Genomic DNA, 18,986 nt, shown 5'->3' with positions numbered 1-18,986 from the left:
AGGATGCGTCGATGTCCAAGAACAGCCAGCGGGCCGACACCGTATTCGTGGGCGGGAAGGTGTTCACCGGGGCCGGTCCGGCCCCCGTCGACGCCGCCGTCGCCGTGGGCGGCGGACGGATCCTCGCCGTCACCGACGAGAGCGCGGTGCGTTCCCTCGCGGACGCGGACACCGAGGTGGTCGACCTGCGCGGTGGACTGCTCGTCCCCGGCTTCCAGGACGCGCACGTCCACCCGGTCGTGGCCGGAGCGCAGATGCTCGGCTGCGATCTGAGCGCGGAACGCACCATCGACGGCTATCTGGAGGTGGTGGCCGGCTACGCGGGGCGGCACCCCGGAGCCGCGTGGATCCGCGGCGGCGGCTGGTCCATGGACGCCTTCCCCGGCGGCACACCGACGCGCGCCATGCTCGACGCGGTGGTACCGGACCGGCCCGTCATGCTCACCAACCGCGACGGCCACGGCGCCTGGGCCAACACCCTCGCCCTCGAACTCTCCGGCGTCGACCGCACCACCCCCGACCCGGTCGACGGCCGGATCGAACGGGAGCCCGACGGCACCCCCGCCGGCACCCTCCAGGAGGGCGCCATGGACCTCGTCGCCCGCCACGTGCCGATCGCCACCCCGGACGAGGCGTACGCCGGTCTCCTCGCCGCCCAGGAGCACCTCTTCTCCCTCGGCGTGACCGGCTGGCAGGATGCCATGATCGGCGCCTTCCCCGGCAACCCCGACAACTACGGCGTCTACCTGCGCGCCGCCCGCGAGGGCTCGCTCCGCGCACGCGTCGTCGGCGCCCTGTGGTGGGACCGCGAACGCGGCCTGGAGCAGATCCCCGAACTGGAGGAACGCCGCCGCGCCGGCCGGGTCGGCCGCTTCGACGCCACCAGCATCAAGATCATGCAGGACGGCATCGCGGAGAACTTCACCGCCGGCCTGCTGGAGCCCTACCTCGACCGCTGCGGCTGCGCCACGGCCAACTCCGGCCTCAGCTTCATCGATCCGGGCCTCCTCACCGAGGCCGTGACCAGGCTCGACCGCTCCGGCTTCCAGCTCCACTTCCACGCGCTCGGCGACCGCGCCGTACGGGAGGTGCTCGACGCCCTCACCGCGGCCCGCACCGCCAACGGGGCCAACGACAACCGCCACCACCTCGCCCACCTGCAACTCGTCCACCCCGACGACATCGGCCGGTTCGCCGCCCTGGGCGCCGCCGCCAACATCCAGGCGCTGTGGGCCGCCCACGAACCGCAGATGGACGAGCTCACGATCCCCTTCCTCGGACCCGAACGGGCCGCCCTCCAATACCCCTTCGGGGACCTGCTGCGCGCCGGCACCCGCCTGGTCGCCGGCAGCGACTGGTCGGTGAGCAGCCCCAACCCCCTCTGGGGCATCCACGTGGCCGTCAACCGTGCCGTGCCCGTCGAGGACCTCGACCCCGCCCGGACCTCCGGGCCCATGCCCCCGTTCTTCCCGGAGCAGGCCCTCACCCTCGCGCAGGCGCTGACGGCCTACACCGCGGGCAGCGCCTGGGTGAACCACCTCGACGACGTCACCGGCACCGTCGAGGCGGCCAAGTACGCCGACCTCGTCGTCCTCGACCGCGACCCCTTCGCCCGTCCCGCCGAGGAGATCGCCGAAACCCGCGTCCTGCGAACGTACCTCGGCGGGGAAGCCGTCTTCACCGCGAAGGACTGAACGGCCCGCCACCCGCCGGCCCGCCACCCGCCGGCCCGCCACCCGCCACCGGCCGCGGGCCACCGGCCGGCCCGCCACCGCCCGTGCCGCCGTCCCCGCCACCGGCCGCGCGCCACCCACCCCACCACGCTCACCCCTCAGGGAGCCAGACGATGTCACCAGCCACATCGGGAACCCCGCCGCGCCGCCGCGGCGGGATCCGCACCACCGCGACGGTCGCCCTCGCCGCGGCCGCGCTGCTCGTCACCACCGCCTGCACGGGCCCCGGCCCCACCGGCCGGGGGAAGGACGCCGCCACCGCCTTCCAGCTCACCGACAGGACCCCCGCCCCCGCCGGCGACGTCGACTCCTTCACCTGGTCGATCTACGCGGAGCCGACCACCCTCGACTACGCCCACGCCTACGACTTCCCGCCCAACCAGATCCTCGCCAACGTCTGCGAGAGCCTGCTGCGCTGGAACCCGGACCTCACGACCTCGCCCAACCTCGCGACCTCGTACACCAACCCCACCCCCACCACCTGGGTCTACCAGATCCGCCCCGGCGTCCGCTTCCACGACGGGACCACCCTCACCGCCGACGACGTGGTGGCCTCCCTGCGCCGCAACCTCGACCCGCAGACGGCGAGCGTCTGGGCCAACTCCTTGCGCAACGTCAAGTCCGTCGACCGCACCGGGCCGCTGGAGGTCACCGTCATCCTTTCGCGGCCCGACTCGACCTTCAACAAGTACCTCGCCGCGGGCCCCGGCACCGTCGAGTCCGCCGCCACCATCGCCGCCTCCGGCAACGACTACGGCAATCCGCGGACCGGCGTGAACTGCACCGGCCCCTTCTCCTTCGGCTCGTGGACCTCCGGCCAGTCGCTCACCCTCAAGCGTTTCGACGACTACTGGAACCCCGCGCTCAGGGCCAGGGCCGGCCAGGTGAAGTTCGTCTTCCTCGCCGACGCGACCACCCGCGTCGACGCCTTCCGGAGCGGCGAGGTCGACGGCGGCTGGATGGTCCCGGCCGACGCCTACGCCGGGCTGCGCCACACCAAGGCCGGAACCCTCTACTTCGGCCGCAACACCACCGTCGCCGACGAGGTCGTCAGCAACCTCAAGGGCCCGCTCGGCGACGCCCGCGTACGCCGGGCCCTCCTCATGGCCATCGACCGCGAGGGCATCCTCAAGGCCGGCGTCGGCGGGGTCGGCGAGGTCGCCCACTCCCTCGTCACCGACAACCTGTGGACCGACGCCCCCGGCGCGACCCGCGAGGCGATCCGGCGCGACCTGCCCCGCTACCCCTACGACCCGGCCAAGGCCAAGGCGCTCGCCGCCGAAGCGGGAGTGAACGGGCAGAAGATCGTGATAGCGACGAGCCCGCTGGACTCCCAGACGACCATCATCACCCAGGCCGTCGCCCAGGCCGCCACGGCCATCGGCCTCAAGCCGCAGATCGACTCCGTCTCCGCCGAGAAGTACTCCACCCTCTTCACCGACCCCGCCGCACGCGAGGGCGTCGACCTCTTCCTCACCTTCTGGAACACCTCCATCACCGACCCGCTCGACATGTACGGGGTCCTGCGGTCCGACGCGTTCAGCAACTACGGCGGCTGGTCCGACCCCGCCTTCGACGCGGCCGTCGACCGGGCCGTCGCCGCCCACGACCCCGCCGAGCACACCGCCGCCAACGCCGAGGCCCAGCGCATCGCCCTGCGTGAGCTGCCCTGGCTGCCTCTCTACACCCAGCCCGTGAGCGTCTTCCTCGGCAAGCGCATCACCGGCGTCCAGCCGTCCATCGCCTACCTGTACTACCCGTGGGCCGCCGAGATCGGGGCGAGCGGATGACCGCCGCCGCGGCACGGGCCGTACGGATCCTGCGCAGACTGGCCGGGATGGCGGCGACCCTGCTCGTCACCTCCTTCCTCGTCTTCTCCTCCCTGTTCCTCGCACCCGGCGACCCGGCCTCCTTCCTGGTGAAGGGGCGCAGCGCCGGCCCGGAGGAACTCGCCGAGATCCGCCGCCAGTACGGCTTCGACGAACCGTTCCTCGTCCGGTACTGGCACTGGCTGGAGGGCGTCCTCCACGGCGACCTGGGCCGCTCGTACCTCCTCCACCAGGACGTCTCCTCCGTCATCTGGTCGCGGCTGCCCGCGTCCCTGCTGCTCATCGGCGTCTCGGCCCTGATGATCGCCGTCTTCGGTATCGGCTCGGGCATCGTCGGCGCTCTGCGCCGCGGATCGCGCACCGACCGGTCCCTCATGCTGCTGGTCACGGTCGGGGCCGCCGCACCCGCCTTCGTCGCGGCCCTCCTGCTCAGATCGGTCCTGGGTGTGCACCTGGGCTGGTTCCCGACCATCGGCAACGGCACCGGCCTCCTCGACCGGCTCCACCACGTCGTCCTCCCGGCCGCCGCACTGTCCGTGACCTTCATGGCACTGGTGGCCCGGGTGACCCGCTCGGCGATGCTGGACGAACTGCGCCGCGAACACGTGGAGGTCGCCCTGAGCCGCGGCACACCCCGCGCCACCGTCATCAGGCGCCACGTGCTGCGCAACGCGCTGGGGCCGATCGTGACGGTGTCGGCCCTCCTGGTGTCCGGCATGCTGGTCAGTACCGCGATCGTCGAGACCGCCTTCGGGATGTCCGGAGTGGGCTCCCTGCTCGTCCAGTCGGTGGACCAGCTCGACTTCCAGGTCGTCCAGGCCATCGTGCTGCTCGTCGTGGCCGCCTTCGTCGTGGTCAACGCCCTCGTCGATCTGGTGCACCCGCTGATCGATCCGCGCCTGGCGGCAGCGGGGAGCGCACGATGAGCACGCACACCGCACCGAAGGCCGCCGCCCGCGGCCCCCTGACCCGGCTGCGCGTCCTCGGCGGCGGCCGGCTCCGGCAGACCTGCCTGGTCCTGCTGGTCCTGTTCGTCCTGGTGGCCCTGCTCGCGCCGTGGCTCACCCCCCACGACCCGGCGTTCGGCCGCCTGGGCGACACCCTCCTCGGCCCCGGCGCGGACCACTGGCTGGGCACCGACCAGGGCGGCCGCGACACCTTCTCGGCACTGATCGCGGGCACCCGCACCAGCCTCGCCGGCCCCCTCGCGGTGGTGGTCTTCTCCACCGTGCTGGGCACCGCCGTGGGCCTGTTCACCGCCTGGCGCGGCGGCTGGATCGACGCCCTGACCGCCCGTGTGCTCGACATCGTGTTCGCGTTCCCCGCGCTGCTGCTCGCCATCCTCGCCGTGGCCCTCTTCGGCAAGGGCATGACCGCCCCCGTCATCGCCATGGCGATCGCCTACATGCCGTACACCGCGCGACTGGTGCGCGGCCTCGCGGTGCAGGAGAAGGCCCGCCCGTACATCGCCGCCTACCGGGTCCAGGGGCACTCCGCGCTGTTCGTGACGGTCCGCAGGATGCTCCCGACCCTGGCCCCGACCCTGCTCGCCCAGTCGACGGTGAACTTCGGGTACGCCCTGCTCGACCTCGCCGCCCTCTCGTTCCTGGGGCTCGGTGTCCAGCCGCCGGCCCCCGACTGGGGCGCCATGATCAACCAGGGGCAGGCCGCCGTGCTCCAGGGCCGGCCGCTGTCCGCGATCGCCCCGGCCGTCGCGGTCGTCCTGGTGGTCGTCGCCTTCAACGTCGTCGGGGAGAGCCTCGGCGACCGGCTCGCCGGGAGGGACTCCTGATGCCGCTGCTCGCATACGACGCGCTCGGCGTCACCCTGCCCGGCGCGGCCCGGCCCGTCCTGGACGGCGTCGACCTGCGGGTCGGCGCCGGGGAGGTCGTCGCCCTCGTCGGCGAGTCCGGCTCGGGGAAGTCGGTCACCGCCCGCGCCGCCCTCGGCCTCTTCCCCGCCGGCGCCGAGATCACCGGCCAGGTCCGCGTCGCCGGCACCGCCGTCGTCGGCGCCGGCCCCGCAGCCCTGCGCGACATCCGTACGAACAAGGCCGCGATGATCTACCAGGACCCCCGCGCCGCCCTCAACCCCGTACGCCGTGTCGGGGACTTCCTCACCGAGCCGCTGCGTCTGGCCCACGGCTGGTCCCGGGCCCGGGCCGCGGTCCGGGCGGCCGAACTGCTCGACGCGGTCGGCCTGCCCGACCCGGTCCGGCACCTGGAGCAGTACCCGCACGAGCTCTCCGGTGGCATGCTCCAGCGCGTCGTGATCGCCGCCGCCCTCACCACCGAACCACAGCTCCTGCTCTGCGACGAACCCACCACCGCCCTCGACGTCAGCACCCAGGCCGAGATCCTCGCCGTGCTGGGCCGGCTCCAGCGCGAACGCGGCCTCGGCCTCCTCCTGATCACCCACGACATCGAACTCGCGGCCGCCGTCAGCGACCGGATCCACGTCCTGTACGCGGGCAGGATCGTCGAAACGGCGCCCGTCGGGGAGCTCTTCGCCGCGCCCCGCCACCCGTACACCGCGGGCCTGCTCGGCTCCACGCCGCCCCTGCACGGCCCGCTCGCCCGCCTCACCCCCATCCCCGGCGCCCCCCTGGGCCTGCTGGAGTCCGCCCCCGGCTGCGCCTTCGCACCCCGCTGCCGCTTCGCCGAGCCGGGCCGCTGCGACCGGTCCGCGCCGCTGCCGGAGCGGCACGGCCGGGCCGAGGTGGCCTGCCACCGCACCGCCGAACTCGCCGCGGCGGCGCCGGACCCGGCTGCATCCCCCGAGTCCCGCAAGGAGGACACGTGACCACCGCTCCCACCCCCGCGCCCGCTCCCACTTGTGTGCCGGCTCCCGCCGCCGCGCCCGCGCTCCTGGAGGTCGGCGGTCTGCGCAAGACCTACCGGACGGGCGGCACCGAGGTCGTCGCGGTCGACGACCTCACCTTCACCCTCCCGCCCGGCGGCGCCCTCGGCATCGTCGGCGAATCCGGATCCGGGAAGACCACCACCGCCCGGATGCTCGTCGGCCTCGAACGCCCCGACGCGGGCCGGATCCTCGTACAGGGCGAGCCGTTGGCCGCCTCCGTACGCGGGAAGGCGGCCCGGCTGGCCCGGGCCAAGGCCGTCCAGATCGTCTTCCAGGACCCCTACCTCTCCCTGGACGCCCGGATGACCATCGGCGCGACGATCGACGGCGTACTGAGGCTCCACGGCTCCCGCGACCCGGCCGCCCGGTCCGCCCGGGTCCGGGAACTGCTGGCCCAGGTGGGCCTGGGCGACCGGGAGGCGGCCGCCCTGCCCCGCCACCTCTCGGGCGGGCAGCGCCAGCGCGCCGCCATCGCCCGGGCGCTCGCGGTCCGGCCCGCCGTCCTGGTGCTCGACGAGGCGGTCTCCGCCCTCGACGTGTCCGTACAGGCACAGGTCCTCAACCTGCTGTCGGACATCCGGCGCGACACGGGCATCGGGCTGGTCTTCGTCAGCCACGACCTGGCGGTGGTCCGCTACGTCTGCGACGAGGCGCTGGTCATGTACCGCGGCCGGACCCGGGAGCACGGCCCGGTCGCCGAACTCCTCACCGCGCCCGGCGACCCCTACACCAGGCTGCTCCTGGCGTCGGTACCCCGCCCGGGCTGGGACCCCGGCTCGATCGGCTCGCGCCGCAGGGCCCTCGACCCGAAACGCCTTCCGGCGTAGGGCGGGGAACGCCGGGCGAACGCCATGGGAACGGCGCATGGCGGGGGAGCGGCCTCCCGGGGCGCCCCGCAGACATCCGTTCGGGGGATTCGGGGCGCCCGGCGCACGCGGAAGCCGCTTGCGTGCTCCACGATCGGCGGGTGCAACCCCGGAGGGAGGACCCCATGAGCACCCCGTTCGCGTCCGCCGCCCCCTACTACGCCCGCTACCGGCCCCCGTACCCGCGGGAGTTCCACGACCTGCTCGCGGACCGCTTCGTGCTCGACGGCTCCCAGACCGTCCTGGATCTCGGCGCCGGCCCCGGCACGCTCGCTCTGCCCCTGGCCCCGCTGGCCGACCACGTGTACGCCGTGGACCCGGAGCCGGCGATGCTCGCCGAGGGGACACGGCTCGCCGAGGAGCGCGGCCTCACGAACATCTCCTGGCTGCGCGGCGACGACGCCGCCGTCACCCGGCTGTGCCTGCCCCGGATCGACCTGTGCGTCATCGGCAGGGCCTTCCGCCGGATGGACCGGGCGCGGGTGCTGACCGACCTCGACGAGGTGCTCGCGCCGCGGGGCGGGCTCGCCGTCGTCGCCGGCCTGCACCGGCCCGGCGCACGGCGGCCGGCCTGGCTGACCGTGGTCGACGAGGTGCGCGCACGCTTCCTCGGAACCGGCGGGGCCGACGGGGACGGCCGGGAGGACGCCGAGATCCGGGATGACGGCGAGGACTGGGTCGAGCTGGGCGACCTCCTCGCGAAGTCGCCGCTCTCGCGCGTCGAGACCCACCAGTGGGACCAGACCGTCCGCCGCACCGTGGACGAGGTGGTCGGCCTCCAGCTCTCGCTCCCCTCTTCCGGCCCGGCCGTGCGGGGCGACCGCACGGCAGCCTTCGGTACGGAGCTGCGCCGGGCCCTGCTCGACCACGATCCCGGCGGCACCTACGTCCGGACCCTCCGTATCGGGGCCGCCGTCGCCACCAGGCCGCGGCGCTGACCGGGGCGGGCCGCGACCGCGGCCGGGCTCAGCGGCCGGGCTCAGCCGCCGGGCTCAGCGGGCGGGCTCAGCCGCCGGGCTCAGCGGTCGAGTTCGGCGCCGTCGAGTTCGGCGAGGAGTTCGCTTTCGTAGCCGGTGCTCAGGCCGGCCCGGCGGACGCGGTCCAGGCCCTCGGCGCGCTCCCACTCCAGGAGGTCCGCGAGCATCTCCGCGCGCGGCCGGTGCCGCAGCCCCGCCGCGCGCGCCGCGGCACCGCTGCGGGCGGAGAAGCCCGCCCACCGCGGGTCGGTCATCCACATGGCCAGCGACTCCGGTCCCATGAACGGCGCGACCTTCCGGTCCAGGAACCACTGCGGGTCCGCCGTCGCCACCTCCCCGGTGTGCCCGGCCACGCGGCGCGACAGGCCGACCCACTCGTCGAACGGCACGACGGGCCCCACCGCGTCGAAGGTCCCGACCGTGCCCTCCCGCGCCAGGTCCAGCAGCCATCCCGCGAGATCACGCACGTCCACCACCTGCGTCGGCAGGCCGGGGGAGTGCGGCACGAGCATCGGCTGGTCCACCGTGCGGGCGGCGCGCGCCACCCAGTACCCCGACCGCCCGGTGTGGTCTCCCGGGCCGCCGATCAGTCCGGCCCGGGCGACGACGAGCCGGTCCCCGACCGCCGCGCGTACGGCCGCTTCGCAGGCGACCTTGGCCTCCCCGTACTCCTCCCGCCCCACGTACTGCTGCTCCGTGGGCGCGAGGAGCGCGGCCGACTCGTCGCCGCCGACCGTGCCGTGGTCGGCGTAGGCGCTGACGGACGAGACGTACGTCCAGTGCCGGGCCCGTTCCGCCAGCGCCACCAGCGCGTCGCGGACGAACGCCGGCTGCCAGGACACCTCCAGTACGGCGTCCCAGTCGCGGTCCAGGAGACCGGCGTAGGCGACGGCCCCGTCCTGCCGGTCCGCCGCCACCAGCCGTGCGCCCGGCGCCACTTCGCCGCTCTCGCCGCGGGCCAGGCACGTCACGTCATGGCCGCGTTCCACCGCCTGCCGGGTGATCTCACGCCCCAGCCACGCCGTTCCGCCCAGTATCAGAAGCTCCATCCGTCCACCCCAGCACACCGGGGCCGCCGACCGTGAACCGGTTCGCGGTCGGCGAAGGACGTGGGCGCCGCGCCTGCCTCACAGATCGCGGCGCATGCAGACGCGGGGCCACCGGTCCAGCCCGTGCGCCGCCTCGCGCGCGCGGATCTCCCGCAGGCCCGGAGTGAGCGCCTCCGCGGCGAGGGGACGGAAGCCGCAGCGGACGTAGTACGGGGCGTTCCACGGGACCTCGGTGAAGGTGGTGAGCGTCAGCGCGGGCACGCCCTCGCCCACGGCGACCGCGGCGAGGTGGTCCAGCAGGGACCGGCCGATGCCACGGCGGGCGTGGTCCGGGTGCACGGACACCTGCTCGACGTGGAGGTTGCCCTCCACACGTTCGGCTATGAGGTAGCCGACCGGGGCGTCGGCACCGTCCACCGCCACCCAGGCCAGCCCCGCCTCCCGGTAGGGGGCGAACTCGCCGAGCGTCAGCGGCTCGTCGTCGGCGATCTCCGGCATTCCGATGTCCCGGAAGCAGCGTCCGGCCGCCCTCTCGATGTTCTGGAGGATCGTCAGTTCGTCAGTGTGGACCGCGCGTACAGGCATGGGGCATTGTCCGCGCGGAACCTTCCGGACGCACAGCGGTTTTCGCCGCGGCCGCGGTGGTCTGTGCTCCGTCCGAGTTCACTTCGGGTGCCCGTTCGGCCCCAGGGCCGAGCGCATGATCATCATGTTGGCTCCCCATCTGTTTGATACGGCTATGCCACGAATGCGACGGACACAACCGACGAAGGCGTGGGGCGCCGTGGCTGCGGTGACGGGGGCCATGCTGGTCGTCGCCGCAGCGCCGGGCCGGGCCCCCGATGCGACCTCATCGGACACCACCCCCGCGGGCCACGCGCGCGAAGCCGCGGTCACCCTGCTGGTGGGGAGGGTGCTCGAAGGGTCCCGCGGGGCCGGCGAAGGGCGGTGCGCCGCCCGGGTGCTGCAGCCCGGGCTGTGCGACGGCTGGCAGGAGCAGCGGGTACGGGCCACCGCACGCGGCGTGGGGTCCGTACTGAAGGAGCCGGCCTTCGCCGACGCCGCCTGGGCGGAGGTGCGGCCCACCGACGCGGGCGGGCCCCTGGAGATCACCCTCGGCGAACCGGGCCGGATCACGGACGTGACCGTGCGGGACGGACACGGCCGCCACCTGGCCGGTGCACTGGGCCCGCACAACGACCGCTGGCTCAACACCGAGTCGCTGCGCGCCGGGGAGACGTACACCGTGCAGGTCGGCGCGCAGGACGCGGCCGGCAGCCCGGTCGGCGTCACCATGGCCTTCCGTACCGCGCCCCCCGCGGACGGGGGCAGGCTGACCGTCGAGTTCGGGCCGGGCCCGGGCACCTACGGGGCCGGGGAGATCGTGACGGCCGCCCTCAGCCGGCCGGTCCCCGCCGACGACCCCGTGGCGCGCGCCCGGCTGGAACAGGCGCTGGAGGTGACCTCGGAGCCGCACGTCGAGGGCGCCTGGCACTGGGTCGACGCATCGACCCTGCACTTCCGTCCCCGTACGTACTGGCCCGCGCACACGGTGGTCCGCGTCCGCAGCGGACTGGACGGGGTCGAGGTCGGTGACCAGGCCTACGGCGGCCCCTCGGAGGACCTGCAGTTCACCATCGGGGACCGGATCGAGGCCGTCACCGACTCCGCCACCCACCGGATGACCGTACGCCGCAACGGACGCGTGATCAGGACCATCCCGGTCACCACCGGCAAGGAGGGGTTCAGGACCCGCAGTGGCATCAAGGTGGTCCTGCGCAAGGAGTCCAAGGTCCGTATGCGCGGCGACACCGTCGGCATCAAACGCGGCACCAAGGAGTTCTACGACCTGCCCGTCTCCTACGCGACCCGGGTGACCTGGAGCGGCGAGTACATCCACGCCGCGCCCTGGTCGGTCGAGGCGCAGGGCGAGGAGAACGTCAGCCACGGCTGTACGGGGATGAGCACAGAGAACGCCGCCTGGTTCTTCGACACCGTCCGGGAGGGGGACATCGTGGAGGTGGTCAACAGCGGCGGCGAGAAGATGGCCCCCTTCAGCAACGGGTTCGGCGACTGGAACGTGGACTGGCGGAGCTGGCTGGCCGGCAGCGCACTGGCCGACGTCGACGCAGCCCCGCCCGGCTCCCCGCTCACCCCGTCCCGCCTGCACCCCACCACCTGACGGACCTGACGGACCTGACGGGGCGTCCGGGCGGCCCTGGCATACGATCACCCCATGATCCGAGGAGTGATGTTCGACTTCTCCGGCACGCTGCTGCGCATCGAGTCGATGGAGGAGTGGCTCGACGCGGGCCTGGCGGCGACCGGCATCCGGCTGTCCGACGAGGAGTTCCGCGAGACGGCGGGGCGGCTGACGGAGTACGGCGCCCTGCCGGGCGGCTCCGCGCCCCGGCGGATACCCCCGCACCTCGCAGCCCTATGGCAGGAACGGGACGTGAGCACCGATCAGCACCGGGCCGCCTACGGCGGTCTGGCGCTGGCCGCCGGCCTTCCCGCGCCGGAGCTGGCGCAGGCACTCTACGACCGCCACATGAGCCCGGCCGCCTGGCGGCCGTACCCGGACACCGTACCGACGCTGCGCGAGCTGCGGCGCCGGGGCGTCCCGGTGGCCGTGGTGAGCAACATCGGCTGGGACCTGCGGCCGGTCTTCCGTACGCACGGCCTGGACGAGCTGGTCGACGTGTACGTGCTCTCCTACGAGCTGGGCGTCCAGAAGCCCGATCCCCTGATGTTCCGGACCTCCTGCGACCTGCTCGGCCTGCCGCCCGGCGAGGTGCTGATGGTCGGCGACGACCGCACCGCGGACGGCGGCGCCGCGGCGCTCGGCTGCCCGGTGCACTTCGTCGACCACCTGCCTGTCGACCGGCGGCCGCACGGCCTCACACCCCTCCTCGACCGGCTGGGATAGACGCAGCCGGCGGGTCGCCGTCGACGTTCCACCGGGACGGCAGCGGCCCGTCGCAGAAGACGCACACGAAGTCGTCCTCGCGCACGATGCCGACCTCCCGGCATCCGGGGCACCGGCGGAACACCACCTCGTGCGTGTACCCGCCCGGGTGCCCGATCCCGGCCGCGCCCAGCGCGTCCGCGACGGCCGCCCAGGAGACGACGTCGGGGCAGTACCCGGTCGACTGGTTGCTGACCTCGTCGACCACCCACGCACCGGACGCCGCCCGGGAGAACCCCATCTCACCGGCGGCCAGGACGGCCGCGCCGCCCGCGCACACGACATGCTCGCCGCGCCGCGGCGCGAGCCGCAGCACACCGGTGGTGCCGACGACGAACGTGAACGGCTCGGCGAGCTCCCGCGCGGGCAGCGCGGAGAGCCACGCCTCGGCATCCGCCGCCGACCGGATGCCGCAGCCCCCGCTGCCCGGTCGGACCAGTGACAGCGGCCCGGCGGGCCCCACGTACCGGTAGGCCCGGTGGGGGCGCCCTCGTATGCCCATGGGGACACCGTAAATGACGCGCCCTCGAACGGGCGGTGTGCCATCCTCGACTTCATGATCGACACCCCGGCGAACGCCGACGACGCGGCCGCACTCAATCGCGCCATGTGGGAGACCCGGGCCCGGGTCCACGGCTCGACGGCCACCGACCGGTTCTACGACGTCGAGTCCTTCGTCGCGGGGCGCGAGACGCTCCACCTGCTGGAACGCGAGCTGGTCGGCGACGTCGCCGGCAAGGACCTGCTCCACCTCCAGTGCCACTTCGGCATGAACACCCTGAGCTGGGCCCGGCGGGGAGCCCGCGTCACCGGCGTCGACTTCTCGCCGACGGCCGTCGAACGGGCCCGCCTGCTGGCCGAACGGACCGGCCTGCCCGCCACCTTCGTCGAGGCCGACACCCAGCGGCTGCCGGACAGCCTGGCCGGCCGCTTCGATCTCGCCGTCGCCACCTACGGGATCCTGTGCTGGATCGGCGACCTCGACGCCTGGATGCGCGGCGCGGCCATGGCCCTCAGGCCCGGCGGCAGCCTGGTTCTGGTCGACCTGCACCCGGCCTTCCAGACCGTCGCCACGCTCCAACCGCTCGTCGTCGACTGGCCCTACGGCGGCGGCGAGCCCCACCGCGACACCGTCACCGGGACCTACGCCGAACCGGGCCTCAGCCTGCCGGCCCAGGACGTGATCGAATACCCGCACTCCCTCGGGGAGATCGTCACCGCGGCCGCGACCGCCGGCCTGACGGTGAAACACCTCGGCGAGCACATCGCCGCGGAGTTCGACCCCCGCGGCATCCTGCCCCAGGGTCCGGACGGCCTGTACCGGCTGCCGTTCGGTGACTCCCACCTCCCCGTCATGTACTCGCTGGTCGCCCGCGCCCCGCATCCGCACGCCCCCTGAGGGAGGCTCCGGCCGGCTCCGGCCGACACACCCCGCCGCGGGACTGTGGTGCCCGCGCACATGGGAACGGGCCACCGGCGTCGCCGATGATTCCCGCCATGACGAGCGCCAGCGCCATCCCTCCCGGCTTCCACGGGACAGCAGCCGCCGCAGGCATCGACCTGGCGGGCCGTACCGCCCTGGTGACCGGAGCCGGGAGCGGGATCGGGCGGGCGTGCGCCCTCGCGCTCGCCGGTGCCGGGGCCCACGTGCACGTGGTGGACGTCGACGCCGCGGCGGCCGCGTCCGTCGCCGCGTCGACCGGCGGCCGGGCCCACGTCGTCGACCTGGCGCAGGCCGCACCCGTCGGGGAACTCCCCGCAGAGGTCGACATCCTGGTCAACAACGCCGGGCTCCAGCACGTCGCGCCGCTGACCGACTTCCCCCCGGACCGGTTCGAACTCCTCCAGCGGGTGATGGTCCACGCCCCGTTCCTGCTGCTCCGCCGGACCCTGCCGTACATGTACGCCCGGGGCTGGGGCCGCGTCGTCAACATCTCCAGCGTGCACGGCCTGCGCGCCAGCGCGTACAAGGCGGGCTACGTGACCGCGAAGCACGCCCTCGAAGGGCTGAGCAAGGTCGCGGCCGTCGAGGGCGCCCCGCACGGAGTCACCAGCAACTGCGTCAGCCCCGGCTACGTCCGCACACCGCTGGTCGAGCGGCAGATCGCCGCCCAGGCGGCCGCCCACGGCCTCGACGCCGACCGCGTCGTCTCCGAGGTGATGCTCGGCCGCTCCGCCGTCAAACGGCTGATCGAACCGGAGGAGGTGGCCGCCGTCGTCCTCTGGCTCTGCGGTCCCCACACCGGCCACCTCACCGGCTCCTCCCTCCCCCTTGACGGCGGCTGGACGGCGACGTGACAAATGTAATGGTCCGTCAAGGTGCATCTACGTCCGAAGGTTGATGCCTGTTTCGTCCTGGCGGAGGAAGAGCCGCCGCGGACCCGGCGCGAAGAATCGACGTGTACCGATCACCGGCCCCACCGGGCCCGCGTCGAGGAGCCGCCATGAGCCACCCCCGTCCCGTCGTCCGTCCTGCCCGGCGCCTGCGCCGCGCGGCCTCGGCCACCGCTGTCGCCGTGGCCCTGCTGGCGGGGCTCGCCCCCGTCGCCAGTGCCGCGGGCACCGGCGGGCAGGCCGCCGAGGCGGCGGCCGCCGGTCGCCGCCTCGACCGGGCCGAGCTCCAGGCCGGGCTCGACGCGATCCGGGACGCGGGCGTGTACGGCATCTTCTCCGCGGCCCGTGACGGCCACCGGCGCTTCGACGGCGCCGCCGGCACCGCCGACCTCTCCACCGGGCGCCCGGTCCGTGCCGACCTCCGGCACCGCGTCGGCAGCGTCACCAAGACGTTCACCGCCGTCGCCGTCCTCCAGCAGAACGCCAAGGGCCGCATGGACCTGGACCGGCCGGTCGGCGACTACGTGCCCGACCTCCTGCCCGGCGAGCGCGGCCGCAAGGTGACCGTGCGCATGCTCCTCAACCACACCAGCGGCATCGAGGACTACATCGCGGACGCCTTCCCCTCCCTGCAGAAAGGCACCACCAGCAGCCTGGACGACCACCGCTACCGGACGATCCGCCCCGCCGAGCTGATCGGTTACGGCGTGGCCCGGCCCCAGCGGTTCGAGCCCGGCACCGACTGGTACTACTCCAACACCAACTACGTGCTGCTGGGCGAGATCCTGCGCAAGGTGACCGGCCAGGACCCGGAGCGGCTCATCGCCAAGGACGTCATCCGGCGCGCAGGCCTGCGCGACACCTACTTCCCCGGCACCGACCCCCACATCCGCGGTGCCCACGCCCGCATGTACGAGAGCTTCTACGGGATCATCGACCCGCCGCGCGACTACAGCGTCTACAACATGACCTGGGGCGGCACCGCGGGAGCACTCGTCTCCACCCCGCAGGACCTGAACACCTTCTACCGGGCCCTGCTCACCGGTGACCTCCTGCCGCGCCGCCAGCTCGACCAGATGCGCACCACGTACGAGGTCAAGAGCGAGAAGGGAGAGGTGGTCCTGCGCTACGGCCTCGGCATCTACTCCCTGGACACCCCGTGCGGCCCGGCCTGGGGCCACGACGGGGGCGTCTGGGGCGCCGGCACCATGGCCCTGTCCAGCCCGGACGGCACCCGGCAGGTCGCCCTCGGGTACAACCTGATGAAGTATCAGCGCATCAACGAGGCGGGCACCGCGTTGAACCCGCACCCGGCCGACGCCGCCATGACGGACTACCGCGACCAGGCCCTGTGCGGCAGGACCGTGCCGAAGCCGCCGCGGGCACCGCAGGTTCCCCAGCACGGCTCCGTCGAGCCCCCGGCACCTCTGTCGCCGGCCCTTCCGGCCCTTCCGGCCCTCCCGCCGCTCCCCGCTCGCTGAGCCGGCGCAGTTGCCGTACGGGTCACCCGGCCGCCTCCTGCGGGGGCGGCCGCAGGCGCAGGCGGGCGGCGAGCACGGCGACGTCGTCCTCGGCGTGCTGCGCGTCCAGGCCGGCGCAGGCCGCGTCCACCACGTCCGCGACCGCGCAGCCGACGCCCATGCGGAGCGCGGCGAGCCGGGCCAGCGAGGTGTCGATGTCCTCGCCGCGGCGTTCCACCAGCCCGTCCGTGTAGAGCAGGACCGTCTGGTCCGCCGTGAAGGGCAGGGCGACGGCCTCGTACCCGCCGACACCCGTGCCCAGCGGCGGCCCGACGGGCACGTCGAGGAGTGTTCCGGGGCGGTCCGCGGTGAAGACCACGGGCGGCAGGTGCCCCGCGCTCGCGTACGCGGCCGTGCCGCGGGCGGGATCGACCCGGACGATGAGGCAGGTCGCGGGGCGGCGGTCGTCCTCCTCCGCCGCCGACGCGTCCAGCCGTCGCAGGACGCGGTGCGGGGCGAGATCGGTGGAGGCCACGTCGCGCAGGACGGAGCGGTAGACGTTCATGTCGACGGCGGCCTCCAGGCCGTGGCCCATGACGTCCCCGACCACCAGCAGAGTGCGGCCGAAGTGGAGCCGCACGGTTTCGAACCAGTCGCCGCCGACGAGGGCGCGGGAGCCCAGCGGCAGGTAGCGGCTGGCGATCTCCAGGTTCGGATGGGGCCGGCCCGGCTCGGCGACCAGCGCCCGCTGCAGGTCGAGCGCGACCCTCTCGGTGTCGGCGAGGCGGCGTGCGTGCCCGACGTGACCGCACGCGAGGCGCGCCGTGAAGCGCAGCATCGCCGTCTCGTCAGGGCTGAAGGGGGCGTGCGCGCGGGCCGCGAGCAGCCGTCCGTAGACCTCGACCTCGACCTCGCTGTCGCCCTCGCCGTGGGCGGGGCGTGTCAGTGGGACCGATTCGACGTGTCCCGACGCGGCCCGGCCGCCCGGGCGGTCCAGAAGGCCCGCCGTGTCCCCCGCGGCGGCCACGCGACCACTGAGGGGGCCGCTGCCGGTCAGCTCCACAGCGGCGGCGTCGCACAGGCCCCGGAGCAGGAACGAGGCCAGCTCCCGCCAGATGGCGCGTTCGTCGGACGAGGTTCCGATCCGCTCGACGGCCTCGTACGCCGCGCGCAGCCGCGCCTCCGGGCCGTCGCCGTCCGGCACCATGGTCCCAAGCCCCGAACCGGCAGGGCACCCCCTACGCCCCGTCCGCCTCCAGCACGGAGAGGATGTTCCCGGCCGGGTCCTTGAACCAGGCGATCGGGGGTCCGCCCTCCTCGCGGCAGATGCCCTTCGCGTCCTGACGGAAGCCGTCGTACCGTTCGAAGGCCACACCGCGCGAACCGAGGTCGTCGACGGCCCGCTCGATGTCGGGCACCGGGAAGTTCAGCACGGTGAAGGTCGCCGGGGCGTGGTTCTCCTTGGGGTACACCAGGACGTCTGTACCGCCGCCGAGGTGCAGGGACAGCAGCCCGTTGTCCTCGGAGACCCGCAGGCCGAGGGTCGAGCCGTAGAAGTCCTTCGCGGTGTCGACGCTGTCGACCGAAAAACCGCTGAATGCCTTGCTGTCTCCCAGCATGGTCTCTCCTTCCGCGCGTCCCGTCACGGCTCCATCGTCCCCCCGAACCCGGGCGACCGCAGGGCCGCCCCGGAGCACAGTTCGGCCAACGACATCGGCGCGTGCCGGGCCGGCCAGGCGCCGATGCGCCGCCACGACGCCGATACGGCCGGAAACCCCGGATCCATGCCCCGCGGGGGCGGTTCGATCACCACGCCGCCACCATGCAGGTGGCGGCTCGGGCGGAGCCGCCCGCGCGCGTAAGCGCATGGCGCCGGTCCGCCGTTCCCCCGTGCGCCCCCATGTGCCCCTTCGACGGCTCCCGCCACCGCGCGTACGGTTCCGGGCCATGAGCGGATACGCGATGGAATCGGCCACCCCGGCGGAAATCGACACCCAGGCCCTGCCTCCCTCCGATCAGTGGTCCACGGCCCCCGTGGTACCGGCACCGGTGTGCCGCTTCGAGAACTTCCTCGGCGCCGAACGCGCCGCAACCCTGCTGTCGTACGCGATCTCCCGGGAGGCCGACTTCCACGCGGGGACGGTCCTCGACCCCCTCTCGGGCCAGGTCTCCCACAAGGGCCGCAGCTCCCTCGTCCTCCCCGTGACCAGTTCCGTCTTCAGCGCCCACCTGGCGGACTGCCTGCCGCTCGTCCAGGAGATACTCGGCCACCGCGGGGCCCTCACCCAGACCCTGACGGTCCTGACGTCGCACGGCGAAGGGGGCCACTACGGCATCCACACCGACGCCTCACGGGTCCGCGACGTCGGCACGGCCCTCTCCGCCGTGTACTACCTCCACCGCAGGCCGCGCGGCTTCGGCGGCGGCCGGCTGCGGCTGTACGACACCCTGCTCGCCGACGGCGGGGCCCGGCCGGCGGAGTCGTACCGCACGATCGAGCCCGAGCACGACACCATCGTGTTCTTCCCCGCCGGGGCGTTCCACGAGGTCGTCCCGTCCACCTGCCCCAGCGGCCACTTCGCCGACCACCGCTTCACCCTCACGACGTGGATCAGCGGCACCGGTCCCGCGCCGACGGAATCCGGCGACCCGTTCCGGATCTGGCCGTGGCTCGCCCACGCGGCCGAACGCACCCGCCCGCTCGCGGACGTCGAACACGACCACGACGGCGCCAGTCCCACCGCCCTCCCGGCCCCCGACCCGGCCACCCGCCTCACCCTCCCCACGCCCCGCAGGACGACGTCATAGGGCGTGTCCGCGCTCGGCGCCGGACCGGCACGGGGGCCTGAGTACGCGTACTCAGGCCCCGGCCTCCCGCCCGCACCCTCCGACTCGCCCGATCGGTCCC

General features: G+C 73.9%; 18 protein-coding genes. 13 read left to right on the top strand and 5 right to left on the bottom strand.

Features of this window, described 5'->3' with window-relative positions:
* Positions 1-11: 11 nt before the first annotated feature.
* The 7 genes from NRK68_RS02645 (at position 12) to NRK68_RS02615 (ending at position 8,228) form a co-directional block, all read left to right on the top strand.
* The gene (locus tag NRK68_RS02645; protein WP_183065937.1) at positions 12-1,694 is read left to right on the top strand and encodes an amidohydrolase; all 1,683 of its coding nucleotides are present in this window, start codon (positions 12-14) and stop codon (positions 1,692-1,694) included.
* Between the two features lie 152 nt (positions 1,695-1,846).
* On the top strand, positions 1,847-3,523 hold the full coding sequence (locus NRK68_RS02640) for an ABC transporter substrate-binding protein (protein ID WP_257854759.1): 1,677 nt from the start codon (positions 1,847-1,849) through the stop codon (positions 3,521-3,523).
* Complete coding sequence (locus tag NRK68_RS02635) at positions 3,520-4,488, top strand: ABC transporter permease (protein WP_183065939.1); 969 nt, start codon at positions 3,520-3,522, stop codon at positions 4,486-4,488. Before NRK68_RS02640 ends, NRK68_RS02635 begins: the two co-directional genes overlap by 4 nt.
* Positions 4,485-5,354 carry an ABC transporter permease gene (locus tag NRK68_RS02630; protein ID WP_183065940.1) on the top strand — a complete coding sequence of 290 codons (870 nt, stop codon included), beginning with the start codon at positions 4,485-4,487 and terminating at the stop codon, positions 5,352-5,354. The genes NRK68_RS02635 and NRK68_RS02630 overlap by 4 nt, the downstream gene beginning before the upstream one ends.
* The gene (locus NRK68_RS02625) at positions 5,354-6,364 is read left to right on the top strand and encodes an ABC transporter ATP-binding protein (RefSeq protein ID WP_257854758.1); all 1,011 of its coding nucleotides are present in this window, start codon (positions 5,354-5,356) and stop codon (positions 6,362-6,364) included. The genes NRK68_RS02630 and NRK68_RS02625 overlap by 1 nt, the downstream gene beginning before the upstream one ends.
* On the top strand, positions 6,361-7,251 hold the full coding sequence (locus NRK68_RS02620) for an ABC transporter ATP-binding protein (RefSeq protein ID WP_373023451.1): 891 nt from the start codon (positions 6,361-6,363) through the stop codon (positions 7,249-7,251). Before NRK68_RS02625 ends, NRK68_RS02620 begins: the two co-directional genes overlap by 4 nt.
* 164 nt (positions 7,252-7,415) lie before the next feature.
* The gene (locus tag NRK68_RS02615) at positions 7,416-8,228 is read left to right on the top strand and encodes a class I SAM-dependent methyltransferase (RefSeq protein WP_257854756.1); all 813 of its coding nucleotides are present in this window, start codon (positions 7,416-7,418) and stop codon (positions 8,226-8,228) included.
* A gap of 80 nt (positions 8,229-8,308) precedes the next feature.
* Here the strand turns inward: NRK68_RS02615 and NRK68_RS02610 are convergent, their stop codons facing one another.
* Together NRK68_RS02610 and NRK68_RS02605 are read right to left on the bottom strand one after the other, a co-directional pair.
* Positions 8,309-9,316, bottom strand: a complete 1,008-nt coding sequence (locus NRK68_RS02610; RefSeq protein ID WP_257854755.1) for an NAD-dependent epimerase/dehydratase family protein — start codon at positions 9,314-9,316, stop codon at positions 8,309-8,311.
* A 78-nt stretch (positions 9,317-9,394) separates the two neighbouring features.
* Entirely contained in the window at positions 9,395-9,901 is a 507-nt protein-coding gene (locus NRK68_RS02605; RefSeq protein ID WP_257854754.1) for a GNAT family N-acetyltransferase, read from the bottom strand.
* 199 nt (positions 9,902-10,100) lie between these two features.
* Between NRK68_RS02605 and NRK68_RS02600 the strand changes: the two genes are divergently transcribed.
* Together NRK68_RS02600 and NRK68_RS02595 are read left to right on the top strand one after the other, a co-directional pair.
* Entirely contained in the window at positions 10,101-11,498 is a 1,398-nt protein-coding gene (locus NRK68_RS02600; protein ID WP_257854752.1) for a L,D-transpeptidase, read from the top strand.
* Positions 11,499-11,552: 54 nt separating this feature from the next.
* Positions 11,553-12,245, top strand: a complete 693-nt coding sequence (locus NRK68_RS02595; RefSeq protein WP_257854751.1) for an HAD family hydrolase — start codon at positions 11,553-11,555, stop codon at positions 12,243-12,245.
* Here NRK68_RS02595 and NRK68_RS02590 read toward each other — a convergent pair.
* Positions 12,217-12,786: a hypothetical protein gene (locus NRK68_RS02590; protein WP_257854749.1), complete on the bottom strand. Its 570-nt coding sequence runs from the start codon at positions 12,784-12,786 to the stop codon at positions 12,217-12,219. The two genes, NRK68_RS02595 and NRK68_RS02590, sit on opposite strands and share 29 nt — an antisense overlap.
* A 54-nt stretch (positions 12,787-12,840) precedes the next feature.
* Here NRK68_RS02590 and NRK68_RS02585 point away from each other — a divergent pair, with 54 nt between their 5' ends.
* The 3 genes from NRK68_RS02585 (at position 12,841) to NRK68_RS02575 (ending at position 16,099) form a co-directional block, all read left to right on the top strand.
* Positions 12,841-13,683, top strand: a complete 843-nt coding sequence (locus NRK68_RS02585) for a class I SAM-dependent methyltransferase (RefSeq protein WP_183065946.1) — start codon at positions 12,841-12,843, stop codon at positions 13,681-13,683.
* A 98-nt stretch (positions 13,684-13,781) separates the two neighbouring features.
* Positions 13,782-14,582, top strand: coding sequence for a 3-hydroxybutyrate dehydrogenase (locus NRK68_RS02580; RefSeq protein ID WP_183065947.1), 801 nt, complete (start codon positions 13,782-13,784; stop codon positions 14,580-14,582).
* Positions 14,583-14,728: 146 nt separating this feature from the next.
* Positions 14,729-16,099 (top strand): serine hydrolase domain-containing protein, encoded by a 1,371-nt coding sequence (locus NRK68_RS02575; RefSeq protein WP_183065948.1) that lies wholly within the window; start codon positions 14,729-14,731, stop codon positions 16,097-16,099.
* Positions 16,100-16,121: 22 nt separating this feature from the next.
* Here NRK68_RS02575 and NRK68_RS02570 read toward each other — a convergent pair whose 3' ends face one another.
* Together NRK68_RS02570 and NRK68_RS02565 are read right to left on the bottom strand one after the other, a co-directional pair.
* Entirely contained in the window at positions 16,122-17,285 is a 1,164-nt protein-coding gene (locus tag NRK68_RS02570) for a PP2C family protein-serine/threonine phosphatase (protein ID WP_257854748.1), read from the bottom strand.
* Positions 17,286-17,316: 31 nt separating this feature from the next.
* Entirely contained in the window at positions 17,317-17,697 is a 381-nt protein-coding gene (locus NRK68_RS02565) for a VOC family protein (RefSeq protein WP_183065950.1), read from the bottom strand.
* Positions 17,698-18,025: 328 nt separating this feature from the next.
* Between NRK68_RS02565 and NRK68_RS02560 the strand changes: the two genes are divergently transcribed.
* A complete protein-coding gene (locus NRK68_RS02560; RefSeq protein ID WP_257854746.1) occupies positions 18,026-18,886 on the top strand; it encodes a 2OG-Fe(II) oxygenase in 861 nt (286 codons plus the stop codon).
* The last annotated feature ends 100 nt before the right edge of the window (positions 18,887-18,986 follow it).

This window comes from Streptomyces yangpuensis, from assembly GCF_024666385.1.
Taxonomy (GTDB): domain Bacteria; phylum Actinomycetota; class Actinomycetes; order Streptomycetales; family Streptomycetaceae; genus Streptomyces; species Streptomyces yangpuensis.
This window is presented reverse-complemented; position numbering and strand designations above follow the sequence as displayed.